This window comes from Nonomuraea thailandensis (assembly GCF_024172165.1).
Classification (GTDB): Bacteria; Actinomycetota; Actinomycetes; order Streptosporangiales; family Streptosporangiaceae; genus Nonomuraea; species Nonomuraea thailandensis.
Window position 1 is genome coordinate 5087415 of record NZ_JAMZEB010000002.1, and the last position, 25277, is coordinate 5112691.

The window sequence follows — 25277 nt, forward strand, 5'->3', positions numbered from 1 at the left end:
GTTCACTCCTCGAAGGGCGGCCGGCGACCGGGCGCCGGCAGCAGTCTGGCCCGGTCGCCCCGCAGGGCGGACTCCCTGGCGTTCCAAGCGTCGACCAGGTCCAGCTCGGCCAGCAGCCGCTCGGCGGGCAGGAACGCGTCCCCGGCCTCGGCCAGCAGCCCGGTCAGGCGGGCGTCGGCCTCGGCGACCCGGCCGGCCGACGCGGGATCGGCGGCCAGGTCGTGGAGCTGCCACGGGTCGGCCCGGTCGTCGAACAGCAGCCACGGCCGGCCGTCGGCTCTGCGCGCGTAGGTCAGCTCGCCGGTGACGAAGCCCCGCCATTCGCCGATGCCCTGGTCGTAGCCGTTGTCGAAGCTGACCCAGTTGCCGATCAGCAGCTCCTCGCGCAGCGCCCTGCGGGAGCGGAGCCGGTCGCTCAGGTCGCGGCCGTACGTGCCGATCGGCGGCAGGCCGAGCAGCCCGAGCAGGGTCGGGGCGAGGTCGGTGAGGCCGAGCAGCCCGTCCGGCCGGTACGCGGGCACGCCGGGCCCGTTGATCACCATCGGCACGCGGACGGCCTCCGCGTACGGACTCTGCTTGGCCCGCAGGCCGTGGGCGCCGAGCAGGTCGCCGTGGTCGGAGGTGACGACGACGATCGTGTCCTCGCGCAGCCCGAGCCGCTCCAGCCCGGCCACGACCCGGCCGATCTCGGTGTCCACGGCGGTGATGGCGCTCCAGTAGAGCCGCTGGAGCTCGCGCTGGGCGGGGCTGTCCGGGGTGTTGGGCGGGACCGTCATCCGTTCGGCCGGGTAGCCGGTCCGCAGGTGGGCGGGCACCGAGTCGTACGGGTCGTGGGGCGGGTTGTAGGAGATCGTGAGGAAGAAGGGGCCGCCGTCTGTTTCGGCGAGGAAGTCCAGGGCGAGGCCGGTCTGGGCCCGCGGCTCGTAGCCGGTGAAGGTGATCCGGTCGCGGCTTCCCTGGCCGATGTAGTAGTGGCCGTCCACGTGCTGGTGGGAGCAGTCGACGCCGGCGTAGTACCCGATGCCCGGCCGCGCGGCCGGGGGCACCCACTTGTCGCGGGGCAGGCCGGCCAGGTGCCACTTGCCGATCCAGCCCGTCCGGTATCCGGCGGCGGACAGGGCGGTGGCGAGCGTGTCCAGCTCCGGTGACAGCGGCAGGTCGTTGGCGACGACGCCGTGCTGGTGCGGCAGGCGGCCGGTGAGCAGGCTGGCGCGGCTGGGGCCGCACACGGGCGAGCCGGCCAGGCCGCCGGCGACGGCCGCGCCGCCGGCCGCCAGGCGGTCCAGGTGGGGGGTGCGGACCTGGGACGTGCGGGCGCCTCGCGGGGGGCGGACCTGGAACCCGGGCAGGCCCGCGCCGCCGAGCCAGCCCTGGTCCTGCCCCCGCCACTGGTCGGCCAGCAGGACGACGAGGTTCGGCGCCGTCACGCCCCGGACTCCCCGGTGCGGTCGGTCCTCACGCCTGGAACTCCTGCGGGTCGAGCTCCCCGGCCTTCACCGCGGCGTCATAGGCCGCCTGCAGCCGCCCGGCCATCCCGGTGAGGGCGGGCCCGATCGCCGCCGACGGATCGAGCAGCAGCTTCTCGATCGTCTGATCGACGCTCTCCCCCTCCACCTGCAGCAGCCCACCGGGCGTCTTCGGCCACTGCTGATCCAGCTCGCCCGGCCGGAACTGCTGCAGCAACGCGTTGTCCTTGATCGCGGCCGAGTCCCAGACGGCCGCGTTCAGCGGCGGCGCCGCCTTGGCCGCCAGCGCCTCCTGCACCCCGTCCCCGACCATGATCTCCAGCACCTTGGCGGCCTTCTCCGGGTTCTGCGAGGTGGACGAGATCGCGTACGGGTAGCCGGCGTTCATGGGGGAGCGCACCAGCCGCTGCCCGTCCGGCACCGGCAGCGGGGCCGCGCTCGCCTTGACCGTGCCGCCCAGGTCGGTCAGCGAGGAGACGATCGCGCTGCTGGTGATGTACATCCCGGCCTCGCCCTTGCCGAAGGCGTTGATCGCGACGTCGGCGGCCAGGGTCGCGGCGCCCGGGTAGGCGGTCCTGTCGGTGATCAGTGCCCGGTAGAGCTCCAGCACCGGCTCGTACTTGGCCGGCTCGTACTTCTGCGTGGCCGCGTCGAACAGCCCGAACTGGGCGAGTGCCGCGTCGCCCGCCATCACCGGGACGTCGACGCTCCACTGCCGGAACCCGGTCGCCTTGATCGGGACGATCATGCCGAACGCGTCGCCGCCGCCCGCCTTGGTGATGGCCGCGGCGGCCTTGCGGACCTCGCCGAAGGTGGCGGGCGGCGCGTCGGGGTCCAGCCCGGCCTTCTCGAACAGCTCCACGTTGATGATCATGCGGTTGGTGAAGGAGGTGGTCGGGATGGCGTACGGCTGGCCGCCCCAGACCAGCTCGCTGTTCTTGCGGTGGTACGGCTCGGCGGCGTCCAGCACGCCTTTGTCCACCAGCTCCCGCAGGGGGCGGACCCAGCCGGCCGCGACGAACGCCCCGAGCTGCGCCGACGGGCTGTGGAAGACGTCGGGCGCCCGCTTGGTCTGGAAGCCGAGGCGGACGATCTCCTCGTACTTGTCGGTCGCCTGCGGCTCGTAGCGCACCTCGATGCCGAAGGCCTTGCCCTGCTGGGCGTTCCAGGTGCGGAAGAACTCCTGCCGGGCCTTGGCGTGCGCGCCGGCCCGGTCCCAGACCACGATGGTGGTCAGCTCGCCCGGATCGGTGGAGCCGGCCGTGGAGCCGCCGCAGCCGGTGAGGGTGGCGGCGGCTCCGGCGGCGAGCGTGCCGAGGAAGCCGCGGCGGGTCAGGGTGGTGTGGTTCATCGGGGGCCTCTCTCGGGCGTGAGGAGCGGGGCCGGGCGGGGCCCGGCCGGCGAAGAGGGGGTCCGCGCCGCGGCGGCCCGGTCGTACAGGGAGATCACGAGACTGGCGGTGGCCGCCGGCAGGGCGACCACCAGCAGCGGGCCGAGGTAGGGCACGCGGATCGCGACGAGAGGCGCCGCGACGGCGGCGATCACGGCCGCCGTCGCGAGCAGCGCCGACTCGATCCGCGACAGTGCCAGCACGTACGCCGCCCGCAGCGCCGCGAGCGCGCGGCCGGTCTGCGCGAAGGCGGGCACCGACCAGGGGGCGACGAGCAGCCAGGTCGCGCCCGCCACCACGCTGGTGATCAGCACCAGCCAGCCGTAGGGCCCGCCGGGCGACGGCCCGAGCAGGCCGGCCAGCACCAGGGCGGCGATGCCCGCGTGGCAGCCGGCCAGGCGCAGCGCGGGCAGCAGCTGGCGGCCCAGGAACCGGGCCGTCTCCGCCGCGCCGAGCGGCGCCTCGCCGGCGGCCCGGCGGCGTTGCTGGGCGACCAGCCACAGGGTGGCCGCGGGCGCGGTGATCACGGGCAGGCTCAGCAGCAGCCAGCAGCCGCTCGTCCAGGCCCACAGCCACCAGCGTGACCAGGCCCGCATCAGGGCGCCGTCGGGGGTGAGGAGGGTCATCCCTTCACCGACCCGTCCGTCCAGCCGCGGACGAAGTGCCGCTGCAGCACGATGAAGATCACCACGATCGGCACCAGCGCCATGTTCGCGCCGGCCAGCACCGTGTTGTACGGCGTCATCCCGTCCGCGGCGTCGTACTGCAGGGCGCTCACGCCGACGACGAGGGTGCGCAGGTCCGGCGCGGCCAGCGAGAACACCAGCGGCACCTGGTAGTTGTTCCAGGACGCCTGGAAGCCGAGGATCACGGTGGTGGCCAGGATGGGGCGCATCAGGGGGAAGGCGATGCGCCAGTACGTGCCGAACCGGCCGCAGCCGTCGACCCGGGCCGCGTCCTCCATCTCGGTGCCGAGGCCGAGCACGAACGCCTTGATCAGGAAGACGTGCACCAGCATGATGCCGGCGAGCTGGACGAGCGCGATGCCGAGCAGGTTGTCGAGGCCGAGCGCCTGGGCGATCACGTACTGCGGGTAGAGCGTGGCCGTGGTCAGGCCGACGAACAGGGTGCCGACGTACAGGCCTTCGAGCAGGCGCTGACCGCGCAGCCGGCGGCGGGCCAGCACGTAGCCGGTCATGCTGGAGGCGAGGGTGTCCAGGATCACGACCAGGGCGGTGACGACGACGCTGTTGACGAAGTAGCGGGAGAAGCTGGCCGTGGTCCAGGCCCGCACGTAGTTGCCCCACTCCCAGACGCGCGGCAGGATCCCGCCGTTCCTGCTGAGGATCTGGTCCAGCGGTGAGACCGCGGCGAACAGGCCGAACACCAGCGGCGAGAGCATGATCAGGGCCGCGGTGACCAGGATCGTGTGCAGCAGCACCGTTGCCGGGCGGATGCGGCGCCCGCGCCGGGCGGGCCGTTCGGGGGCGGCCGCGACGGCCCGGGTTCCGGTGATGACGGGTGCGCTCATGCCGGGGTCCTCCCGCTCCGGTTGATCCGCAGGTAGGCCACGGAGATGATGCCGACGACCACGCTCGCGGTCACGCCGAGCGCGGCGGCGTACCCGATCTGCGGCACCGACTCGGGCTCGAAGAAGAACCGGTAGAGGTAGGTGAACATCACCTCGGTGCTCCCGGCGGGGCCGCCGTCGGTGAGCGTCTTGACCAGGTCGAAGCTGCGCAGCGTACCGATGATCGAGATGAGGACGACCACGCGGGTCACGGGGGCCAGCATGGGCAGCACGATGTGCCGCAGCGTCTGCCAGTGGCCGGCGCCCTCCAGGGCGGCGCTCTCCAGCAGCGCGTTCGGGATCGTCATCATGCCGGCGAAGAAGAGCAGCAGGTTGATGCCGAGGTGGGCCCAGACGCCGACCCCGATCAGGCTGCCCAGCGCGTTGCCCGCCTCGCCGAGGAACCGGATCGGCTCGTCCAGCGGGCCCCAGCCGGTGAGGAGCTGGTTGACCGGCCCGCCGGTCTCCCGCAGCAGGAAGACGAAGATGATGCCGACGATCGCCGGTGACAGCACGTGCGGCAGGAACAGGATCGTGCGGTACACGGTGCCGCCGCGGACCCCGCGGAAGAACACGTACGCCAGCACCAGGGCCAGCGGGATCTCGACGACCAGCCGGCCGAACCCGAACTTCAGCGTGTTCAGCACCGCCAGCCACCACTGCCCGTCGCCGATCATCCGCTGGTAGTTGGCCACCCCGGTGAACTGCGGCGGCGAGAACCCGTTCCAGCGCTGGAGGCTGAACCAGAACAGCCAGCCGATCGGCAGCAGCGCGAAGGCCAGGTAGGGCAGCAGGGCCGGTAGCAGCATCAGGCGGGCGACGCCGTCCTCGCGCCGGTGCCACCGCGGTCTCCCTGGGGAGCGGACAACTGTGGACATCTGCCCTTCCTTCATCGCGTACGCCGATCGGGCCTCACCGGCGCGGTGCGGGCAAATTTAGATCGATCTAACCCGGCGGGTCAACCATACTGCATAAAACCCACGGGTAAACAAGGGAAATGGTGCGACGTGTTCTAATGGCAGCCGCAGGAGGCGCGGGCGTGCACCTCGGGCGCCGGAGGAACCGGGCTGCCCTCGACCGGCAGGCCCATCTCCGCGAGCAGCACCCGGCCGCAGACCCGGCCCAGCTCGACCGGATCCGTCGCGATGCTGCTGATCGGCGGGTTCCACATCGCCGACTGGCGCAGGTCGTCGATGCCGAGCACCGCGCACGGCACCGCGTCCCGCTCCCCCAGCCGCAGCGCCCTGGCCAGCCCGTAGGCGACGTTGTCGCTGTGGCACAGCACCCCGTCGGGCGCCGGCCCCGCCGCCAGCAGCTCCACGGCCCGGCGGCAGGCGGCCTCCGCGCTCGGCTCCAGCGGCTGCGACCACACCTCGTCCCAGCCCGCGCCCGCCTCGGCGACCGCCCGGCGGAAGCTGTCCATCCTGCCCACGCGCGGCGACGCCAGCGTGTCACCGCCGAAGTAGGCGACCCGGCGGCACCCGTGCACGCCGAGCAGGTGCTCGGCGCCGAGCCGGCCGATGGCCGCCTCGTCCGTGCCGACGAAGGGCAGGTCGACGCCCTCGATGTGGCGCAGCAGCAGGACCGTCGGCAGGCCGCTGCGGCGGATGCCGGCCAGGTGCTCCGCCTTCGAGGTCAGCGCCGGAATGGTCACCACGCCCGCCGCCCGGTGCTCCACCAGCGAGCGCAGGATCTGCTCCTGAAGGTCCAGGTCGTCGACCATGTTCGCGATCATGACGAAGAAGCCGACCTCGCCGAGCACCTCCTGCACGCCCAGCGACACCTCGCCGACGAACGGGTTGATCACGTCCGGCATCACCAGGCCGACCAGGTCGTTGCGCTGGGTCCGCAGGTTCGCCGCCGCCTGGTTGTAGATGTAGCCGAGCCGCTCGGCCTCGGCCAGGACCGCTTGCCTGGTCGCCGCCGACACCAGCGGGCTGTTGCGCATCACCAGCGAGACGGTGGCCCGGGACAGGCCCAGCGAGTCGGCCACGTCGATCATCCGGACCCGGCGCGCGCCGGGCCGCTCCCGCTCCCCCCGCATGTCCCTCTCCCCCCTTCGGCCGGTGCCGCGTGCCCGTGGCGGAGGCGGCATCGCGATGATCAACGCGATGATCATCGCGCCATCGGGCGGCCTCAGGATAGCCCGGCCGGGGTTCGATGCTACGCGCGCTCTTGCGCGGGCAGCCCGATCGGCTCCACCCGCTTCAGTATCACCGCGTACGTGAACGCGCCCAGCAACGCCACCCCCGAGATCACCGTCAGCGGCACGGTGAACGACGACGTGCGATCCACCAGCACCCCGATCATGATCGGGCTGACGATCCCGGCGAAGTTGGACGCGAAGTTCTGGTTGCCCCCGATGGACGCCACATGCCGATCGGCCGGAGCGACGTCGGCGGGCAACGACCAGATGTCGGCGGCGGCGGAGGCCGAGCGCCGGCCGGCCGGCCGCCCGGCCACTCGCCGCCGGCGGAACTTGCCGGCCTCGCCGTGGTCGTCGCCCTCGAACCGGGCGCCGCCCTCGCGCAGGTACGCCCACCCGCGAGCCGGAGTCCCGGATCCCGGTGGCCGGCGCCCGCTCGTTGCGCGGGAACCAGCGGCCTAGAGGTGGCCGGGCGCCCCGGACAGGCGCCAGACCTGGTTCTTCTTCACCAGAGGATCTGCCTGGCAGGCGTTCTGGGCGACCTTCGCCGAGTTGGCGGTCCGCGCCCCGGTGACCTCCGCGCACTTGTAACTGTGCGTGGGCCGCAGCAGATGGCCCTGAGTGCCGGAGACCGGTTTGAGCTCGAACTTCTGCGCCGCCGTACCCGCGCAGGTCTGTTGTACGACTGCCGCACCGTTGGACGTGCCGGCACCGGAGACGGCCAGGCATTCGCCGCTCTTGACGTTGACGATGGTGTAGATCCTGGCGCCGGCCCGCTTGAAGGTGAAGGCCTGCTCGGCCCCGCCACCGCAGGCGTACTGGGCCACCCGGCCCGAGATCGGACCCGCGAGGGGCCGAGGGAGGTGCGGGGCCGGGCGGAGGCCGAGTGGGCGAGCCGGCTCGCGGCGGGCCGTGACCGCGCCGAGAGAGCGTTGGCGTGCGTGGCCGTACTTGACGGAGTGGCCGCTGCCGAGGCGCGCTCGCGTATCGGGTCGCCGTGTCCGATACGTCCGGCTGAACATATAGGGCAGACATCCGATACCCCGAGCGGTGCCACGCCCGTAGCGTTTTGACCTGCAAGAACGACGAATGCAGGGAGAAACACGTGAAGAACATCGTTGTCCTCGGCGGCGGTTATGCCGGGGTGATGTGCGCGGTACGGCTCGCGCTGCGCACCCGTAAGCTCGACGTGTCGATCACTCTGGTCAACCCGTCGGAGCGGTTCACCGAGCGGCTGCGTATGCATCAGGTCGCGGCGGGCCATGAGCTGGCCGACTTCCGGATTCCCGAGTTGCTCGGCGAGCGCGTGACGTTCGTGCGGGGCTGGGCCACCGCGATCGATACCGCGCGGCGCGAGGTCACGGTCGACATCGGCGACGGCTCGCGGACGCTGCCTTACGACAAGCTGGTGTACGCGCTCGGCAGCTACACCGACACGAGCGTCGTCCCCGGCGCCGACGACCATGCCCATACGTTGAACGGCTCCCGGCCGGCCCGCTCCATGGCACTGCACCTGGCGTCGCTGGCGGAGAACGGCGGGACCGTCGCCGTCTGCGGCGGCGGGCTGACCGGCATCGAGGCCGCCACCGAGATCGCCGAGAACCACCCGAGCCTGCAGGTGTCCCTCATCAGCACGGAGCAGCCCGGCTGGATGATGGGTGAGAAGGCGCGCGCCTACCTGTACTCCGCGTTCGACCGGCTCGGTGTGACCGTCCACACCGGCGCGCGGATCACCAAGGTGCTGCCGGGCGGCGTCGAGGTGGCCGGCGGCCGCCTGATCCCGGCAGACGTAAGCCTCTGGACGGCCGGGGTCAAGGCTCACGCGCTCGCCGCCGAGTCCGGCATCAAGGTCGACCGCAAGGGCCTGATCCTGGTCGACCCGGCGCTGCGGTCACTGTCCCACCCGGAGATCTACGCGATCGGCGACGCCGCCGCGGCCCGCCAGGCTTGGGGAGCGATCCACGGCACCTGCCAGAGCGGTATACCGTCGGGTGCCCACGCTGCGGACTCCATCGCCCGGGAGTTGCGGGGTCGCGCAGTCAAGCCGTTCCGGTTCGGGTACTTCCACCAGCCGCTCAGCCTGGGCCGTAACGACGCCCTCATCCAGTTCACCCGCCACGACGACACCCCGGGCCGCTTCTTCCTGAAGGGCAAGGCCGCCGTACTCTACAAGGAGTGGGTCAGCAGCACCCCGCCCAAGGCCTACGTGAAGACGCACCGCTACCCGGCCCCGGTCAGCCTCTCGCGGGGCGGCCGCGCCACCCGCGAGCCCTTCATGGAGCTGTGAGGCTGGTCCGGTTGGATGAGTGTCATCGCGGCCAGGCCGCCGAGCACGACTAGACCACCGGCAAGGCCGAAAGCCGGGCCGAAGCCGGCGGTCTGGCTCGGCGCCGAATCGACGACGAAACCGGTGGCGACGGGACCGGCGACGACCTCGGTCCGGCCTGGAGACTTCCGCCGCGTAGTCCGGCACTCCGGCGAGGAACTCGCGATCCTGTGCCAGGGCGCCCGCATCGCCGGGGCGGTGACGGACGCGGTGATGGACCCGCTGCGACCGGGTGCCGGGTGCCGGGTGCCCGCGAGAGCGAGCCGGCCGCGGCCGGGCTGTCCACCGGTCATGTGCCAGGCGCCACACCCACGTCCGTGTCAGTACCGGCGGCGGGGCCGATCTCCCCTGGCGACGTCGTGCCGGTCGAGATCCGCTGCACGTACGGCTTCCTCGAAGTCAGAGGGCGTATACCGCTCATACTGGGCGAGCCGACCGGCCCCGTGGCCGACGCCCTCGATCGGGCCATGGCCGGTTACGCGGCCGGGTTGCGCGCCATACGCCCCGGCAACACGGCCGGCCAGGCGCCGCCACGGTCGCCGCGCAACTGGGCGGTCCCGGCGACGAGCCACGCCTCGTGGGGCTCAACCCGCTCACCCTGAGCGCCGGAGGCCAGGAGCCGCCGACCGGCCACGACGTCGCCATGCTGGCCGTCGCCGTCCCCCGTGATCCGCGCCGACCTCAGCCTTGACCACCGGCACGGCGGCGTGGGTGATGAGCGCCTACGTGCTCGGCTACGCCGAGTTCACCCTGCTCGGCGGCCGTGCCGCCGATCTGCTGGTCGTGGCTGGGGCTGATCTTGGGTAGCTTGCTGACCGAGCTCGGCTGGCGCTGGGTGTTCTTCGCCCCGGTGTTTCCGGCCGGCGCCCTTGCTGCCGGGCTGGCGCCGGTGGCGGCCTTCGCCTGGATCGAACGGCGGGCCGCGGCGCCGCTCGTCGGGCTGCAGATCTTCCGCAAGACGGCGATGGTCCGGGCCAACGTCGCCGCGCGGCTGTTCCTGGGGCGCCTTCTTCGGCTTCCCGTTCATCGTCACGCTCTACCTCCAGGAACTGCGCGGCTGGTCGTCCCTGCCGATCGGGATGGACTGGTCGTACGCGGCGACGTTCCCGACCCTGGTTCTCTCGGGCGTCGCCTTCGCCCTCGCCCACGGCCCTCACGATCGCGGCCACCGCGGTCTACGGGATCGTCGCGGCCGGCGCAGGCGGCGCACTGGGCGCGCTGCATCCCGCAGGAGCTGCAGGTGGTAAGGCTCGCGGCGACCAGCGCGACGAACAAGGAGATCGTCGCGCGGCTGTTCCTCAGCCCTAAGTCCGTCGGCCATCACCTTTACCGCGCCTTCCCCAAGCTGGGCGCTCCGTCCGGACCGAGCCGGTCCGCCCCAGCCTCGGTTAGGGCACATGCCCGATACCTTCGGATGACCCGCGCTTCTACCGTCTTGACCAGTACCAAGGGGAACAAGACGAGGAGCGTGGCGGCCATGGAACTGGCCATCGAAGTGGAAGGACTGGTCAAGTCCTTCGGCCGGGCCCGGGCACTGGACGGGCTGGACCTGAGCGTACGAGCGGGCGAGGTGCACGGCTTCCTCGGCCCGAACGGATCCGGCAAGTCGACCACCATCAGGACCCTGCTGGGCCTGCTGCGCGCCGACTCCGGCCGGGCCGTGCTGCTGGGCGGCGACCCGTGGCGCGAGGCGGCCGCGCTGCACCGGCGGCTGGCATACGTGCCGGGCGACGTGAGCCTGTGGCCGGGCCTGACCGGCGGCGAGGTGATCGACCTGCTCGGCCGGCTGCGCGGCGGCCTGGACCCGGCCCGCCGGGCGCAGCTGCTGGAGCGCTTCGAGCTGGACCCGCGCAAGAAGGCCAAAACCTACTCCAAAGGCAACCGGCAGAAGGTCGCCCTGGTGGCCGCGTTCGCCTCCGACGCCGAACTGCTCGTCCTAGACGAGCCCACCTCCGGCCTGGACCCGCTGATGGAAGCGATCTTCCAGCAGTGCGTGACCGAGGAGAAGCAGCGCGGCCGGACCGTCCTGCTCTCCAGCCACATCCTGTCGGAGGTCGAGGCGCTGTGCGACCGCGTCACCATCATCCGGCGCGGCCGCACGGTCGAAGCCGGCCCCCTGTCCCAGCTGCGCGGCCTGGCCCGCAACCGCGTCACCGCCGAGCTGGCCTGCCCGCCCAACGGCCTGACCCGGATGCCGGACCTGCACCAGGTGCGGGTCCACGGCAACCGGATCTCCTTCGAGGTCGACCGCACCCGGCTGGACGCGGCACTGGCCGAGCTCATCCGGGTCGGCGTACGCGACCTGACCTGCACCCCTCCCTCACTGGAGGACCTGTTCCTGCGCCACTACAACAGCACCAAGGCGGAACGATGAACGGCACCTGGACCCTGACCAAACTCGTGCTCAGGCGCGAGCGCTTCATCGCCCCGCTCTGGATACTGCTGCTGGCCGCCCTCGCGGCCGGACAGGTCCAGCGCTACGCCACCGCCATCCCCGACATCGCCGCCTTCGCCCGCGAGATGGCCGCCAACCAGGCCCTGACCGCCTTCGCCGGCCAGGTGCACTCCGCCACCCTGGCCGGCATGGCGGTCTGGAAGAACGCCGACGCCATCTACACCATCCTCGGCCTGATCATGATCCTCACCGTCATCCGGCACAGCCGCGGCGAAGAGGAGTCCGGCCGCGCCGAACTGGTGGGCGCCGGCCTGGGCGCGGTGGCCGCCCAGCTCACCCAGACCGCCCGCACCGCCGTCGGCGTGGCCGCACTCGGCCTCGGCCTCAGCTACGTCCTGCGCTTCCTCGCCGACGGCAGCGGCCTGACCGCCCTCACATGGCTGTCCCCGCAGGGCTGGTCACACCTGGTACGCCCCTACGGCGACGACAACGTGGCCGTGCTGCTGCTCAGCCTCACCTTCACCACCACAGCCGTCGCCCTGGCCTACCGGCTGCTCACCCGGCGCGACCTCGGCCACGGCCTCATCCCCGAACGTCCCGGCCCGGCCTCCTCCGACCGGCTGCGCAGCCCGCTGAGCCTGGCCTGGCGGCTGCAGAAGGGCCTGCTCGGCGGCTGGATCGCCGGATACGCCATCGCCGGGCTGGTCCTCGGCGCCCTGGCCACCTCCATCGAGGAGGTCGCCCGGCAGGGCGCCGCCGTCGAGGAGTTCTTCCGCCGCTACACCGCCTCCCCCGAGGCCACCATGACCGACGCCTACCTGTGGCTGATCGTGCTCAGCCTCGGCTACGTCTCCGCCCTCTACCCACTGCTGGCCCTGCTACGGCTACGCAACGAGGAGACCACCGGCCACGCCGAACTGCTCCTGTCCGCCCCCGTCTCCCGCCTGCGCTGGGTCACCGGCCACCTGCTCTTCGCCCTGGCCGGAACCGTCCTGATCCTCGCCGCCGCCGGCCTGACCATGGGCCTGGTGGCAGGAGCCCCCGGCAAGGTCCTCACCGGAGCCCTGGTACAGGCACCCGCCACCTGGATCCTGGCCGGAGCCGGAGCCCTCGCCTTCGGCCTGCTCCCCCGCGCCGCCGCCGCGATCTCCTGGACGGCCTTCCTGTTCGTCAACCTCTTCGGCGAAGTGCTCGGCCCGATCCTCGGCATCGACTACTGGATCGCCAAGTACGCCGTGCCCTACCCCAACCTGCCCATGGTCATCTCGGGCGAGCCCTTCACCGCCACCACCGTCCTGATCATGGCCGGCATCACCACCGCCCTCACCGCGACCGGCCTCGCCGCCATCAGGCGCAGAGCGGTCGGCTGAGCCTCAAGGATCGTCGCGGCGATCTGCCCCGATGCCCCGGCCGGATCTCTCCGTACCTGCGCCTGGCGATGATTTCATTCATGCAGGTGTAGCTGAAGGTGGGTATGCGCGGAGGGCACCGCCGAGCCGGTCTCGTCGGTGTATGTGCAGGTCGATGACTTCGCGTCGATGGACAGGCTGTCCGCGTCCTTGAACATGTCGTATCGGTCTAGCTTGATCTAGCGTGCACTCCAGATCCTACTCGGGTCTTGGGCTAGAAGCTGCGAGCGTGCCGACCCGTGAACAGACCTCTGGTGACGGGCGTGCTTCCGTTGGGTTCGTGCGGATGTCGTTCTCCTTGTTCAGCATGCTGAGCGGTGATACGTGCGGCGGCTGCAAGAAATCTGCTGTTTGAGGTAGGTCTTTGATGCAATTCCGGCTTCTCGGCGCGATGGAGATCTTCGCCGCCGGGCGACGTATTCCCATAGGTTCACGCAAGGAACGCCTTGTGCTCGCTGTGCTGTTGCTGGAGGCCAACCGGTGGGTTCCTATCGGCAGGCTGGTCGAACTGGCCTGGACGGAGGAGGTCCCGGAATCCGCCCGGCGCACTGTCCAGTCGTTGATCTCCCGGCTGCGTGCGCGGCTACGCATGATCGATCAGGCACTCAACATTGAGCGCGAGGGGGCGTGTTACCGGTTGACGGTGGATCGGGCCAGCGTTGATGTGCACCGATTTCGCGATCTGCTCGCCGCCGCACGGGACGCTGACGACAACACGGCGGCAGCCTTGTACTCCGAGGCACTCAGCCTGTGGCGCGGCGATGGTCTCACGCATGAGGTTGCGGCTGAGCATTTGCGTGAGGAGTTGGCCGAGCTGCGATTACGGGCGATTGAGGACCAGATGGACGCCGAACTACGGCTCGGCCGCCACCGCTCCGTGGTCGGCAGGCTCTCCGCTCTGGCATCCGCATACCCGTACCGGCAGCGGATCACAGGTCAGCTCATGCTGGCCCTGCATCGGGAGGGGAGAAGCGACGAGGCCCTGGAGTGCTACAGGCGGATGAAGAACAGGCTGATGGAGGAGGTCGGTCTCGACCCGGCAGAGGAGCTCATCCAGTTGGAGCTAGCGATTCTCCGGGCGGATCCTTCCCTCGTCGCTCAGCCCTCATCACTCGACCTGGCCGGCGTCGCGTCCTTGCCACCGATGCAACTTCCGGCCGACATCGTATCCTTCTCCGGTCGCGAAGAGCATGTGAAACATCTCGATGCCCTTCTGCCCGATGACGGCGCGCCGCCCGTCGCCACCCTTGTGGCAATCGCGGGAACAGCGGGGATCGGCAAAACGACACTTGCGGTGCACTGGGCGCACCGAGTCCGCGATCGATTCCCTGATGGACAGCTGTATGTCAATCTCCGCGGATATGGACTCGCGAACACGGTGGAAGCCGCCGATGCGCTGCGCGGATTTCTCGATGCCCTGCATGTCCCCTCCCAACAGATACCGACTGATACGGATCAGGCGGCTGCGCAGTTCCGGAGTGTGCTCGCGCATCGGCGGGTGCTGATCCTGCTGGACAACGCCCGTGACGCTGAGCAGGTGCGTCCGCTGCTGCCCGGCGGTGGGAGGTGTCTGGTCATTGTCACGAGTCGCCGTCAGATGTCCGGCCTGGTCGCCACCGAAGGCGCTCGCCTCCTGCGGCTCGCCCTTTTCACCACCCATGAGGCATACGAACTGCTGGCGCGCCGCATTGATCGCGAACGGCTGCAAGCCGACCCTGCGGCCGTTGAGGCACTCATCACCGCCTGCGGGCGCTTGCCTCTTGCCCTGGCCATCGCCGCAGCCCGCAGCGCTGTTCAGCATGAGTTCCCGCTCAGGGCCATCGCCGATCAGCTGAAGGCCGGTCTCGCCGCGTTCGATTGCGGTGACGCGGCGACGTGTTTGCGTACGGTGTTCTCATGGTCGTACGGGGCGCTGAGCGAGCCGGCTGCTCGGTTGTTCCGCATGCTCAGCCTGTACCCCGGCGCCCATTTCACCCCGGCGGCGGCAGCGTCGCTGACCGGGGCGCGACTCCAGGATGCACAGGCTCAACTGGCCGAACTGGCCGACATGCACCTGATCGACGAGTACCGTCCGGGCCGCTTCACCGTCCATGATCTTCTGCGTACCTACGCAACCGAGCTGGCCGAAGCCGTCGACCCTTCAGTCGACCGGCGTGCTGCTGCACGTCGAGCGCTTGAGCACTACCTGCACAGCGCGCACGACGCCGCACAGCTTCTGAGCCCGCACCGCGATCCGATCGTCCTGCCTCCGGTCCTTCCTGGCGTGCACTTGGAACCGTTCGCCGATCACGACGAAGCCCTCTCATGGTTCATGGCGCAGCATGACGCCCTCCTTGCGGCCGTCCACCTGGCCATTAAGCTCGCCTTGGACGCGCATGTCTGGCAACTGGCGTGGAGTCTCGCCGATTATCTGGATCGGCAGGGTCATTGGAAGGACCAGCTTTCCTGTCAGCGCCTGGCCGTCGAGGCCGCGGAGCGCAGTGGCCACCCCTTGGGGCGAGCCGCGGCGTTCCGGAATCTCGCGCGCGCGCATCTGCGGCTCACCCAGTACGACGACGCCCACCATCATTACTCTGCTGCTCTCGATGTCTATGCGGCCGAGCATGACGTGGTGGGGCAAGCGCACACATACGGGAACCTGTCGGCCGTGCATGTCCTCCAAGAGGATCACCACGCGGCGCTTCATTGCGCGCTGCAATCTCTCCAGCTCTTCGAGCGAGCAGGCCATCGGGCGGGAATGGCCAGGGCACTGAATGCGACAGGCTGGTACCAGCTGCATCTGGGTGACTACGATCTGGCCATCGACAGCTGCACGCGTGCGCTTGAGTTGCATCTTGAGATCGACGACCGTCACGGGCAAGCCAACACGTATGACAGCCTTGGGCTAGCTCATCGCTACCTGGGCAACTACGCGGAGGCAACGGCCTGCTATCAGCGTTCGATTGATCTCTATAGGTGTCTGGGTGATCGATACAATGAGGCCGACACCCTTACTCACCTCGGAGAGAACCTCTTGGCCTCAGGTGATCGCAGCGGAGCGGATCAGGTGTGGCGCAGTGCCTTGCGCATACTGGAGGATCTGGGTCATCCAGACGCCGCCAAACTCCGCCGGCGGCCTCCATTGAGCGGTGGGAGTCAGTGAACCGCGTCGGTGCTCCCATGGTTGTCAAGTGGATGCAGGGAGGTCTTGTTCGCCGCCCCAGGGCTGGTAAGGATCTTGAGCAGCTCGCGGGCGATGTACACCGGGCCTGCGTCAGGGTCGGACGGACCTGGAGCAGGCCCGCAAGGATCTGCCGCTCGTCCGTTGAAGCCCAGATCAGACCCACAGGCGTGTTCTCGCGCTCCGTTGCCGGACGTCGGCATGTGAATGGCAGCGTCGGCCCCGAAGGGCCAATCTGGTCGTGCAGACCCCTACGGCGAACGCCACGAGCCCAGCTGGCCTCACCTGCGGTATCAACACCCCTTCCGCTCCCGCACGGCCGCGGCGGCAAGCTCGGTTCACGGGGCGTCATCACGTCAGGGACCTCGGGGATCAATCCACGAGTGAACGGCGGCGCGCAGGAACCAGGGCGCCGGCCGTCATCGCGTGGCTCGATGTCGGCCGGCACGGCCCTGAGCAGGCCGTCGGCCGGATCCGGCAGGCCGTGCACGGCGTCATGGCCGTCGCCCACCCCACGGCGCGGGGGTCTGGGTCGCAGTCCGGCGGAAATCCAGGAAGGGCTTTGTCTCAAGTCGGGTCTGCCGGCTGCCCGCACGTGCTTACCTGGGAGAATGGGCGTAACGAGTTCCTTCGATGATCCTGACGTCGCTGCCGCGTACGCCACGTGGCGCGCGCGTGAGCTGGCCTGGCTGCTGGGCTATCCCTTCCTCTTGCGCGCGCTGGAGGAAGGCGGCGGCCGGGGGCCGGTGCTGGACGTCGGCTGCGGCCACGGCGAGGTGGCGGTGCAGGTGGCCCGCCGCTTCGCGAGCCCGGTGGTGGCGGTGGACGCGTCGCCCGCGATGCTCGAGGTCGCCCGGCGCGAGCATGCCGACCCGTCGGTGACCTACCACCAGGCCGAAGGGCGGCGGCTGGACTTCCTGGACACGGCCTCCATGGGCGCGGCCTACTCCGCGTTCGTGCTGCTCATGCAGCCGTCGCGGGCGGCCCTTCAGGAGCTGGCCGACGAGGTCGGCAGGGTGCTGCGCCCCGGCGCGCGGTTCGCGGTCCTGGACATGGACCATTCGCGCTCCACCCTCCTGGCGCGGCGGCCCGCCGCCGAAGGCGAGCAGATCACGGTCCAGGTGGGCGACACCGAGATCCACGACTACTACTGGCTGCCTGAAACGTACACCGAGATCATGGCGAAAGCCGGGTTCGCCGACGTCCACGTCGAATGGCTGACCTGGGAGGGGACCGCCGACCCCGCGCTGTTCTCCTGGCGTGATCGCGCGCCCGGGCCGGTCACCTGCTCCCTGGTCGTCCTGTCGGGCACCCGCCGCTGAAGGATTGGCCCTGGTGTGACGAACGGGCGGCCGGGCGAGGGTCACCGGCCGCCCGCTCCACGGAAATCGGTCAGCGGACGCCCAGTTCGATCCGCTCGAACGCGTAACCGGAGCTGACGTTGAGCCGGGCTCCGCCCAGGCCGGCGCGGGCGCCGACGGCGTAGATCGCCTCAAGCCAACGGTGCGCCTCCCTGCCTCGCCACCTTGGCGCTCGGGCACGAGGAGCGCCTTGGCGACGTCATCGCCGGCAACGGCGCCGACGTCGATCTACAGGTGATCTGCGCGTGGTCGTGGCGCGGCCTGCCGGCGATCCACTGGCTGGTCGAGCCGGCTGGGACCCGTCCCTTGCCGGGCTGCGAGGTCGACGTGCTGAGGTCCCGGATGTGAGGCCGCGCCCGGAGGCGACGCCCCCCGGTAGGCGCGCGACGAGTGCTGTCCCCGGCCTGGCGGAGACCGAACCGAGGAAGCGGCACCACGAGCCGGTCGCACGCGAGGGCACGGCCCCCTCAAGGAGATCGACAGCCCTTCCGCTCTCCGCCACAATGGACGGTGATCTTGGCTTCCCCTCTCTGGACAGGACATGAAGGCCCTCATAGCAACGGTGGCTCTCGCCACCGCGGTCCCCGCGACCGCCCATGCCGCTGCCGCTCCCGACCCGGTGGCCGCCGTACGGGCCCTTCTGGCCCGCAATGCCGGGGTCACGCTGGAGTTTCTTGGCAGCACCGGCACCGATCTGTTCTGGCAGAACGACGCCACTCGCGAGCAGATATCCGGCGGTGTAGGTCTGAAGGGCACCGGCAAGCTCCAATTGGGCCCCGCTGGTGTGACGGCCTCCGAAATCACCCGCGTGGTGCAGTTGAGCGGACAGGTCCTGATGAAGCAGGAGGCGGCCAAGGGAGACGCCTATTTCGCCGGCCTGCTCAAATCCGCTGGAACGACCCGCATGATCAGCACGAAGGGCTGGCTCTACCACCTGCCGCCGAAGGCCCGCACGTGGCTCCGCACCGGCCGCGCCGGCGGGGGCGCCGCCGCGTACGGTGACCAGATCATCAACGTGCTGGAGCCCGCCACCCTGGCCAAGCTGCTGTCCACCGGGGACCGCTCATCGGTCACGCCCTGGCACAAGAACCGCACCACCGGCCGCAACCAGCGCATCTACACCCGTAGCGGCACGATCACCCTCAAGGAGCTCTACCGGGTCTCCCCCACCTTCCGCGAGGCGGCGGGCACCTCGGCCGTTGGCAAGGACGAGATCTGGTGGCAATACCTGTACGACGACCGCGGCCTGCCGGACCGGCTCGTCTGGCACTTCCGGACGACCACGAAGGCCGACTCCATCGGGCTGGGGGACAACCGGATCCGCTCGGTGCGCCTGGCCACGCGGTTCTGGGACTGGCAGGCCAAGGTCTCCATCACCGCGCCCAAGGCGACACCGGGGCGAGGCCCTGCGGTAGACGAGATCATCGACATCCTGCGGGCGGACGATCGCCCGCGCTGACAAGGCCCGATGAGGTCGCCGTGGCCGGCCACGCAGTCCACCCGCCTGCCTCGCCACAGCATCTTGCCCAGGCCGGCGTACCGCCCCGGAGTTGCAGACCCAAGTCTCCATGGAGTCCTAGGCAGCGCCGGCCATGGGGTGCCCGATCACCGGGGCGACACAGTGCAGGTCATGAACATTGCCGGGCATGAACATCAGCGAGGCCGGTTTCAGCGCCTGGGCCGGAAGCTTCCGGGAAACAGCCCTTAGTCCACGGATGAAACCGTTGGCACGGCGGAGGCGTCGTACGCCGCGATCGACCAGGCCCCGGAACGCTTGCCGAGTTTGGCGGCCAGCCGGTCGGCTGTCGTCGGGTCGGAAAGGGCATACCTCCCCTTGCACGCATCCTTGGATGGGCACGAACCGCGTCCGCGCGCGACGGGGGCATCTGGGGGGAAGACCCAGATGGTGATCTGGTGATCGCGGCCGAGCCAGCCCGGCTCGTGCGCCTTGTCCGCGAGCATGCTGAGCCCGCCGTCCGGGCCACATGTGCCGCCGGCACTGCTCGTTCCCTCATGGGTGAAGAAAATGGAGCCCGGCTTCTCACAGAAGATCACGATCTTGATGTTCTCGCTCGTGGGACGGAACCGGAGGCGCTCTTTCGTCGCCGACCGCGGCACCGTCGTTGCCGACAGACGGTTCAGCCCTTGATAGGCGCGTGGTGGCTCTTCGAAGGCCGGCGGGGTCGTGGGCGGGGTCAGCGGCGCAGGTTCGGGCACGCCGACCAGGTTCGACACCAGCATGACCACTGTCATGACGACCGCCGCGGTGACGACGGCGGCGCCCGCCGTCCAGCCCCAGCCCCATCGCCGGCGCGGGCGGGGTTGACGTGCCCCGGCCTTGCCGGCGATCAGCCGCGCACGGGCCCTGGCCACGGTCTCGGCTGAAGGCGGCGGTTCATCCGGGATCGCCTGGGCGAGCAGCCTGATCTCATCCACCGTGCGTCTCCTTCAGCGGGTTGACGTCGCCTAGTGCCTTGCGAAGCTGCTTGCGTGCCCGGTTGAGCCGGGACGCGACGGTGCCATAAGGAATTTTCAGGGCGGCTGCGACTTCCTGGTGGGTCAATTCGCCCAGCGCCACCAGCAGCACCACGTCCCGGTCGCCGCTGTTCAGACCGGCAAGCGCCGCCGCGAGCCTGCCAGTGAGCCTTCCAGCCGTGACACGCGTAAGCGTCGTGTCCTCGTGGCTTTGCGCCTCGCGTTCTGAGGTCCGGCTGAGCGCTCTCCATCTGCGGATCTCGCTACGGCGGTGTCTCGAGATGAGCTTCGTGGCGATACCGTACAGCCAAGGTCTGACCTCGCCGCGCGAGGATTCATATCCCCCTCCGGCAGCGATGAGAAAGACCTCGCCCGCCAGGTCGTCGGCGTCGTCTCTGGAAAGCCGCTGAGCGATGTAGCGGTGGATCTCGGCGAAGTGCGCATCGAAGATGCGATCGAGGTCCAGTCCCAGCTGGGCGGGAACGTTCATGCGAGCGGCCCCGTGGGCCTCTGTGATGGGGTCAGGCACGGCGGATTCAACGGCTCTCCGTCCAATTCGACAAGGCGGTCACCCTTGATTGCCCGATGTGCCGGAAAGCTTTCACCACCCCTGCGAGGCATGCCGAACGGCAGCGGCGGACTGATCGCGCCCCAGGAGGCCAACCCCATCGCCACCGGCGGACGGAGGGCGCACTGCAGCGCCTGGCCCTGTCAAGGGTCATCGAGCGGCGCTTCTACCAGTGCAGCGGGCTTAGGTTGCTTCCCGCGCGCGACAGCGAAAGGTCCCGAGTGCCACGGGTACGGGCTGAGGGCCAATAGACTACACCGGTGATCACGAGCGTTCCCCTGGCCGTGCGCTCATGGCCGGTCTGGTGGAGAGCCCGGCCGGCCTCGGTCAAGGACGGCGCGCTCGCGGCGACGCTCACTGCGCTGGCATTCGTGCCGACGCTGTCCGTCATCGGAGCTCAGCTCGGCGACCTGCCGAGGCGCCCGGCCGACGCCTTGGCGGTGGTGCTGACCGTGGCGCAGTCGGCGCCGCTGGCGTTCCGCAGCCGTCACCCGGCGGTGTGCCTCGCCGTCATCGGCGCCGCCTTCGCCGTTCATCAGGCGCTCTGCTATCCGCATACGTTCGCCAGCATCGGCTTCTACCTGGCCTTGTACACGGCTGGAGCCCAGCAGCCCCGGCACCGTCGCGAGCTCGCGGCGGCGGTGAGCGCCGGCTATGCCGCGCTGGCGGTCGTCCTGAGCCAGTTAGGATCTCCCAGCCGGATCTCCGACTTTCTCGCCTTCTATCTGGTTCTGGTGGTGATCTGGACGGCCGGTGCCGGGATGCGCCGATGGCGGGCCGAGGAGGCCGAACGGCGGCGGCTCGGCGCGCTGGCGGCCGGCGCCGACGAACGCGCCCGCATCGCCCGTGAGCTGCACGACGTGGTCACGCATCACGTGACCGCCATAGTGGTGCAGGCGGACGCGGCACAGTTCCTGGTCGGCACCGCGCCGGAACGCGCAGGGCAAGGGCTGGCCGCCATCAGCGACACCGGCCGGCGGGCGCTGACGGAACTTCGGTATCTGCTCGGTGTGCTGGAGGCGACCGGCGACGCCGCCTTCACGGACCGTACGCCGGCCCTCGGCAGTATTGCCGACCTGGTCGAACAGGCCCGCGTCTCCGGCCAGCCCGTCGACCTGGCCGAGGACGGCGAGCGTCCGCCCCAGCCCATCGACGTCGAACTGGCCGCGTATCGGGTGGTTCAGGAAGCCCTCACGAACGCCATCAAGCACGCGACGGGCCGGCCCACCAGGGTCACGGTCCACTACCGCGCCGCTCACCTCGACATCGAGGTGACCACCGAGGGGTCCGCTCCCGCAGAAGGCCCCGCCGTGCCGTCCGGGGGACGAGGGCTGGACGGGCTGCGCCGGCGCCTGCACCTGCTGGACGGTGAGCTGACCACCGCCGCCCGGCCCGGGGGCGGGTTCAGTGTCCGGGCCTTCATCCCCTTCAGGGACACCGCATGAGCACTACGCCGATCCGGGTGCTCATCTGTGAGGACCACGAACTGGTGCGTACCGGCTATACCACGGTCTTCTCCGCCCAGCCCGACATGGAGGTCGTCGGGGAGGCCGCGGACGGCCGCGCGGCGCTCGAGGCCGCCCGGCGGCTGCTGCCGGACGTCGTCGTGATGGACATCCGGATGCCCGTCTTGGACGGCATCGCGGCCACCAGGCAACTGGCCGGGCCAGGCGTCGCCGCTCCGGTGAAGGTACTGGTGGTGACGACGTTCAACGTCGATGAGTACGCCTACGAAGCGCTCAGAGCAGGCGCCAGCGGGTTCCTGCTCAAGGACGCGCGGCCGGAAGAACTGGTGGACGGCGTACGCACAATCGCGCGCGGTGATTCCCTGCTCGCACCCGCCGTCACCCGCGCCCTCATCGGCCACTTCGCCGAGCGCCTGCGCCCCACCGACTCCTCCCGGCCGGCCCTGCAAGAGGTCGTGCGGGCACTGACGCAGCGGGAGCTGGAAGTACTCGAACAGCTTGCCGAGGGCCTGTCCAACGCGGAGATCGCCAGACGATTGGCCATCAGCACCGAGACCGTCAAGACCTACGTGTCGCGGATCCTGACGAAACTCGACCTGCGGGACAGGGTGCAGGCGGTCGTTCTCGCCTATCGGGTGGGATTGGTGGCCGCCGATCAGGGTTGACGCAGCGCCGGCTGCGGCGGCCGGCATCGGTGGGGTCAGGTGGAGAGCTTGGCGCGGTGCGGGCGAGGCCGGATCTGGCCGGTGCGGGCGGCCCGCCGCAGCAGGAGGATGGTGGGCACCATGCAGATCAGCAGTGCGAAGAGGCTGGCCTCGGGGCCGAAGGCGCCGCCGGTCAGTGCGGATGGGCCGGACAGGGTGACGTTCAGCAGGCCCTGGGACGGTACGGCCGATCCGGAGACCGTGACACCGAAGATCCCGGCTTGGGTGAAGTTCCAGGCGAAGTGCAGGCCGATGGGCAGCCACAGCGAGCGGGTCGCGATGTAGGCGGCGGCCAGCATGATTCCGGCCGTCAAGGCGATCGCGGACGCGCCCCACAGGGTGGCGTTGGCGTTGACCAGGTGCATCGCGCCGAACAGCAGCCCGGATACGGTCAGGGCGATCACCGTTCCGGTACGTTCCTCCATGAGGCGGAACACCACCCCGCGAAACAGCAGTTCTTCGGTGACGGCGACGCTCGCCATCAGGCCCGCGGCGCCGAGGAAGCCGCCGGCGGAACCCCAGGACACCTGCTGCCAGCCACCGAACACCGCGATCAGTGCCATCAGCGTGGCGAACATGCCGAGCCCGATCAGCGTCCCGCGCCGTAGCTGGGACCAGCGTCCCGGCTTGCCGAGTTCGGGGATGTCCGGGCGGAGCTCGACGGCCCGGCACAACCAGCGGTAGCAGGTCAGAGCGGCGATGGCCAGGCCGGCCCCCACCGGCAGGGCGAGGAGGGGTACGGGCAGGACGAGCTGGGTGATCCCGCCCGCCACCACCATCACACCGAACAACGCGATCAGCAGGACGGGGAACCGGAGCCTGCGCAACCGGCCGCGGCCCGTCGTGGAGCCGGCTTGCGGGAGGGTGTTTTCCGGGTGCTCCGGAGACGCCACGATCGCCATCCTTTCGATGAAGTTTCCGCGGTGTCTTCCGCGGCTTGAGAAAGATTAGGGATCGGAGCCGGGCGTGCCATCCCCCTGGAACGGACATCGCGGTAGCTCTCATGGGGGATGGATGATCTCGCGTAGTAGCCGATGGCGGGCCCCATGTTGGCGGCCCCGCCGAGGCTGCGGCGCACGTGGCCGATGTCGTCGGCGGCGTCGTAGCCCGGCGACCAGTCGCGCCACAGCCCGCTCCCGGCCCCGCCGCGAGCGAGGCCGGCGTCGCCTCGTACAGCGAGATGGCCCGGCCCAGATCCCCCGCCGACGCAGAGGCGCGGCGTGGCGGGAGAACGGGCTGATCACCGGTAGCCCCGCTCCTGCGGCAGCCGGCGGGCCGATGCCGCACCGCGCTCCCCGGGCGCTCGCCGCTGCGCCATGGCCGCTGGGCACGTGACGGATCTCGGCCGTGCTCGACCAGGTGTAGGTCCACCGGCTGTCGTCCAGGCGCACGTCCACGGCGTGCAGCACGTCGCGCACGGTGGCGCCCGCGGCGAAGAAGGGCTTGAGCAGCCACCACAGGGAGCGGGCCGTCACGCGGCGCAGCAGCAGCGCCTCTCGCCGAAGCCGGTCACAGGCCTGTCATCACGCGCGTTCGGTGCGCGGGATCGCATGCAGCGGCCACGTCGATGAGGGAGCGACGGATCGGCGGGGTGTCTCGCCTGCGTGAGAGATCCGTTCTTCCGGTGAGTTCACCGGTGGGAGGCCAGGCGTATCTTGATCATATGGCGTTGATCACGACCTGCCGGTCGATCCTCAAGTCCCGGATAGTCTGGGCGGGAACCGCCGGGGTGGCAACGACGGGTGCGGTTGTCGGTCTCGTCGCACTGGTCAACCGCATCCCCCAAATGCTCTGGCTCATCATTCCCTTGATGCCGGTCTACTTCCTGTTGGCGTTGCCTCTCGGCGCACTCGCCGGTCGCCTCGTGGGACTGCCCCGGCCCGGTGGTACGACATGCTACGGCTGGCTTGTCGCCTTGATCGCCGGGCAGGCGCTCGCCTGGCTGCCCGGCGGGTTCGACACCGCGGCCAGAATCTTCGTGGTGGCTCCCGCTCTGGCGCTGTTCATCCTGCCGATGGGGTTCGCCGTCGCCGCGGCGTTCACGCTGCGGGCCCGGTGATGGGGCTGCTTCAGGGCGTGGGACGACCGCCGTGCTCGAGCCGCGGCTGTCCGGTGTGCTCGGGGATCGGACGTGCGCGGTAGCGCGGGGGTGACCGTGGAGGTCCCCGGCCGCGCACTTGGTGGGACACGAGGAAGAGCCCGGCCACGTGCGCCGGGAGAAGCTCACCCGTTTCCATGATCTTCTGCAGGGCGCCCTCGGCATCCCGCCGGCCAGGGCCCGACGAGATCCTCGCCGGTCCGCAGCCCCCTGTGCCGTCACAGGCGAAACAACTCGATCATCGCGATGAGCACCCGTTAGGCTGGCGACGTCGCGCTGGTAGCGTTTGGAGGCGCCTGTGGCCATGCCGAAGAAGGGTTCACGGCTCATCACGGTCGATGGAGCCGTCTACCGCTGGCGAGTCAGCCACAAGCCGGCCTTCGACCCGGACGGCGGCTGGGCTCCTCTCACCTTCGCCGTCGAACGAGCCGAGGAGCCGCAAGGCGTCCTGGTGGTCTCACTCCCCTGCGCCCGGCCGGACAACTGGCAAGGAGAGCGAACGATCGTGGTCCGTCCCGTCCTCGTCGCCGGCTGTGTCCGGCGGGCGCTGGATCAAGGCTGGAACCCGGGGCAGCGGGGGCCGGCGTTCACCCTTACCGTCGCCGAGGACGAACTGCCCGCGCTCCTGGGCGAATCGCCCACATACCTGGTGCCCTTTCTGTGGGGCATGATCCCGGAGGGTGGCGGCCTCAGGGACCTCCCTCGAGCCACTCAAATCTGGAGCCGGGACTAGCCGCACGTAC

General features: G+C 70.3%; 24 protein-coding genes and 1 pseudogene. 13 read left to right on the top strand and 12 right to left on the bottom strand.

The annotated features are described in order from the left end of the window. Nucleotides 1-2: 2 nt before the first annotated feature. The 8 genes from HD597_RS26975 to HD597_RS27010 all read right to left on the bottom strand — a co-directional run bounded on the left by HD597_RS26975 (nucleotide 3) and on the right by HD597_RS27010 (nucleotide 7399). Nucleotides 3-1427, bottom strand: a complete 1425-nt coding sequence (locus HD597_RS26975; protein ID WP_253745602.1) for a sulfatase-like hydrolase/transferase — start codon at nucleotides 1425-1427, stop codon at nucleotides 3-5. A 28-nt stretch (nucleotides 1428-1455) separates the two neighbouring features. Beyond that, a complete protein-coding gene (locus HD597_RS26980) occupies nucleotides 1456-2817 on the bottom strand; it encodes an ABC transporter substrate-binding protein (RefSeq protein ID WP_253745604.1) in 1362 nt (453 codons plus the stop codon). After that, a complete protein-coding gene (locus tag HD597_RS26985) occupies nucleotides 2814-3482 on the bottom strand; it encodes a hypothetical protein (protein WP_253745606.1) in 669 nt (222 codons plus the stop codon). The genes HD597_RS26980 and HD597_RS26985 overlap by 4 nt, the downstream gene beginning before the upstream one ends. Then, entirely contained in the window at nucleotides 3479-4387 is a 909-nt protein-coding gene (locus HD597_RS26990; RefSeq protein ID WP_253745608.1) for a carbohydrate ABC transporter permease, read from the bottom strand. Before HD597_RS26990 ends, HD597_RS26985 begins: the two co-directional genes overlap by 4 nt. Further along, nucleotides 4384-5304: a carbohydrate ABC transporter permease gene (locus HD597_RS26995; protein WP_253745610.1), complete on the bottom strand. Its 921-nt coding sequence runs from the start codon at nucleotides 5302-5304 to the stop codon at nucleotides 4384-4386. Before HD597_RS26995 ends, HD597_RS26990 begins: the two co-directional genes overlap by 4 nt. A 134-nt stretch (nucleotides 5305-5438) precedes the next feature. Then, nucleotides 5439-6470 (bottom strand): LacI family DNA-binding transcriptional regulator, encoded by a 1032-nt coding sequence (locus HD597_RS27000; RefSeq protein ID WP_253745612.1) that lies wholly within the window; start codon nucleotides 6468-6470, stop codon nucleotides 5439-5441. Between the two features lie 119 nt (nucleotides 6471-6589). Then, a complete protein-coding gene (locus HD597_RS27005) occupies nucleotides 6590-6889 on the bottom strand; it encodes a hypothetical protein (protein ID WP_253745614.1) in 300 nt (99 codons plus the stop codon). A 141-nt stretch (nucleotides 6890-7030) separates the two neighbouring features. Next, on the bottom strand, nucleotides 7031-7399 hold the full coding sequence (locus HD597_RS27010; protein WP_253745616.1) for an RICIN domain-containing protein: 369 nt from the start codon (nucleotides 7397-7399) through the stop codon (nucleotides 7031-7033). Nucleotides 7400-7677: 278 nt separating this feature from the next. Between HD597_RS27010 and HD597_RS27015 the strand changes: the two genes are divergently transcribed. Beyond that, on the top strand, nucleotides 7678-8859 hold the full coding sequence (locus HD597_RS27015) for an NAD(P)/FAD-dependent oxidoreductase (RefSeq protein WP_253745618.1): 1182 nt from the start codon (nucleotides 7678-7680) through the stop codon (nucleotides 8857-8859). Nucleotides 8860-9215: 356 nt separating this feature from the next. Beyond that, complete coding sequence (locus HD597_RS27020) at nucleotides 9216-9500, top strand: hypothetical protein (protein WP_253745620.1); 285 nt, start codon at nucleotides 9216-9218, stop codon at nucleotides 9498-9500. Between the two features lie 79 nt (nucleotides 9501-9579). Here the strand turns inward: HD597_RS27020 and HD597_RS27025 are convergent, their stop codons facing one another. Then, nucleotides 9580-9855, bottom strand: a complete 276-nt coding sequence (locus tag HD597_RS27025; protein ID WP_253745622.1) for a hypothetical protein — start codon at nucleotides 9853-9855, stop codon at nucleotides 9580-9582. A gap of 7 nt (nucleotides 9856-9862) precedes the next feature. Between HD597_RS27025 and HD597_RS66935 the strand changes: the two are divergent. From HD597_RS66935 to HD597_RS27055, 7 genes and pseudogenes are all read left to right on the top strand, one after another. Further along, nucleotides 9863-10246, top strand: a pseudogene (locus HD597_RS66935) (helix-turn-helix transcriptional regulator); the annotation flags it as partial. A gap of 129 nt (nucleotides 10247-10375) precedes the next feature. After that, a complete protein-coding gene (locus HD597_RS27030; protein WP_253745624.1) occupies nucleotides 10376-11272 on the top strand; it encodes an ABC transporter ATP-binding protein in 897 nt (298 codons plus the stop codon). Beyond that, nucleotides 11269-12663, top strand: coding sequence for an ABC transporter permease (locus HD597_RS27035; RefSeq protein WP_253745631.1), 1395 nt, complete (start codon nucleotides 11269-11271; stop codon nucleotides 12661-12663). The genes HD597_RS27030 and HD597_RS27035 overlap by 4 nt, the downstream gene beginning before the upstream one ends. Nucleotides 12664-13069: 406 nt before the next feature. Next, a complete protein-coding gene (locus tag HD597_RS27040) occupies nucleotides 13070-15844 on the top strand; it encodes an AfsR/SARP family transcriptional regulator (RefSeq protein ID WP_253745633.1) in 2775 nt (924 codons plus the stop codon). A 629-nt stretch (nucleotides 15845-16473) separates the two neighbouring features. Beyond that, complete coding sequence (locus tag HD597_RS27045) at nucleotides 16474-17184, top strand: class I SAM-dependent methyltransferase (protein WP_253745635.1); 711 nt, start codon at nucleotides 16474-16476, stop codon at nucleotides 17182-17184. A gap of 204 nt (nucleotides 17185-17388) precedes the next feature. Next, nucleotides 17389-17571, top strand: coding sequence for a hypothetical protein (locus HD597_RS27050; protein WP_253745637.1), 183 nt, complete (start codon nucleotides 17389-17391; stop codon nucleotides 17569-17571). A gap of 214 nt (nucleotides 17572-17785) precedes the next feature. Beyond that, a complete protein-coding gene (locus tag HD597_RS27055; protein WP_253745639.1) occupies nucleotides 17786-18682 on the top strand; it encodes a hypothetical protein in 897 nt (298 codons plus the stop codon). Nucleotides 18683-18927: 245 nt separating this feature from the next. Here the strand turns inward: HD597_RS27055 and HD597_RS27060 are convergent, their stop codons facing one another. Beyond that, the gene (locus HD597_RS27060) at nucleotides 18928-19659 is read right to left on the bottom strand and encodes a hypothetical protein (protein WP_253745641.1); all 732 of its coding nucleotides are present in this window, start codon (nucleotides 19657-19659) and stop codon (nucleotides 18928-18930) included. Further along, nucleotides 19652-20188, bottom strand: a complete 537-nt coding sequence (locus tag HD597_RS27065) for an RNA polymerase sigma factor (RefSeq protein WP_253745643.1) — start codon at nucleotides 20186-20188, stop codon at nucleotides 19652-19654. The genes HD597_RS27060 and HD597_RS27065 overlap by 8 nt, the downstream gene beginning before the upstream one ends. Before the next feature lie 338 nt (nucleotides 20189-20526). On the opposite strand from HD597_RS27065, the gene HD597_RS65980 reads away from it, so the two are divergent. After that, nucleotides 20527-21711, top strand: a complete 1185-nt coding sequence (locus HD597_RS65980) for a sensor histidine kinase (protein WP_253745650.1) — start codon at nucleotides 20527-20529, stop codon at nucleotides 21709-21711. Continuing rightward, nucleotides 21708-22397, top strand: coding sequence for a response regulator (locus tag HD597_RS27075; RefSeq protein WP_253745651.1), 690 nt, complete (start codon nucleotides 21708-21710; stop codon nucleotides 22395-22397). The genes HD597_RS65980 and HD597_RS27075 overlap by 4 nt, the downstream gene beginning before the upstream one ends. A 35-nt stretch (nucleotides 22398-22432) precedes the next feature. On the opposite strand, the gene HD597_RS27080 is transcribed toward HD597_RS27075, so the two are convergent. Further along, on the bottom strand, nucleotides 22433-23329 hold the full coding sequence (locus tag HD597_RS27080; protein ID WP_253745652.1) for a CPBP family intramembrane glutamic endopeptidase: 897 nt from the start codon (nucleotides 23327-23329) through the stop codon (nucleotides 22433-22435). Nucleotides 23330-24099: 770 nt separating this feature from the next. On the opposite strand from HD597_RS27080, the gene HD597_RS27085 reads away from it, so the two are divergent. Next, nucleotides 24100-24495, top strand: a complete 396-nt coding sequence (locus HD597_RS27085) for a hypothetical protein (protein WP_253745654.1) — start codon at nucleotides 24100-24102, stop codon at nucleotides 24493-24495. 337 nt (nucleotides 24496-24832) lie between these two features. Further along, nucleotides 24833-25267, top strand: a complete 435-nt coding sequence (locus HD597_RS27090) for a hypothetical protein (RefSeq protein WP_253745655.1) — start codon at nucleotides 24833-24835, stop codon at nucleotides 25265-25267. Nucleotides 25268-25277 lie beyond the last annotated feature (10 nt).

What these genes read in the sequence shown, in the direction of transcription:
- HD597_RS26980 (WP_253745604.1), bottom strand. Translation starts at nt 2,817, where the DNA reads ATGAACCACACCACCCTGACCCGCCGCGGCTTCCTCGGCACGCTCGCC.
- HD597_RS26985 (WP_253745606.1), bottom strand. Translation starts at nt 3,482, where the DNA reads ATGACCCTCCTCACCCCCGACGGCGCCCTGATGCGGGCCTGGTCACGC.
- HD597_RS26990 (WP_253745608.1), bottom strand. Translation starts at nt 4,387, where the DNA reads ATGAGCGCACCCGTCATCACCGGAACCCGGGCCGTCGCGGCCGCCCCC.
- HD597_RS26995 (WP_253745610.1), bottom strand. Translation starts at nt 5,304, where the DNA reads ATGTCCACAGTTGTCCGCTCCCCAGGGAGACCGCGGTGGCACCGGCGC.
- HD597_RS27000 (WP_253745612.1), bottom strand. Translation starts at nt 6,470, where the DNA reads ATGCGGGGGGAGCGGGAGCGGCCCGGCGCGCGCCGGGTCCGGATGATC.
- HD597_RS27030 (WP_253745624.1), top strand. Translation starts at nt 10,376, where the DNA reads ATGGAACTGGCCATCGAAGTGGAAGGACTGGTCAAGTCCTTCGGCCGG.
- HD597_RS27035 (WP_253745631.1), top strand. Translation starts at nt 11,269, where the DNA reads ATGAACGGCACCTGGACCCTGACCAAACTCGTGCTCAGGCGCGAGCGC.
- HD597_RS27040 (WP_253745633.1), top strand. Translation starts at nt 13,070, where the DNA reads ATGCAATTCCGGCTTCTCGGCGCGATGGAGATCTTCGCCGCCGGGCGA.
- HD597_RS27045 (WP_253745635.1), top strand. Translation starts at nt 16,474, where the DNA reads ATGGGCGTAACGAGTTCCTTCGATGATCCTGACGTCGCTGCCGCGTAC.
- HD597_RS27065 (WP_253745643.1), bottom strand. Translation starts at nt 20,188, where the DNA reads ATGAACGTTCCCGCCCAGCTGGGACTGGACCTCGATCGCATCTTCGAT.
- HD597_RS27075 (WP_253745651.1), top strand. Translation starts at nt 21,708, where the DNA reads ATGAGCACTACGCCGATCCGGGTGCTCATCTGTGAGGACCACGAACTG.
- HD597_RS27085 (WP_253745654.1), top strand. Translation starts at nt 24,100, where the DNA reads ATGGCGTTGATCACGACCTGCCGGTCGATCCTCAAGTCCCGGATAGTC.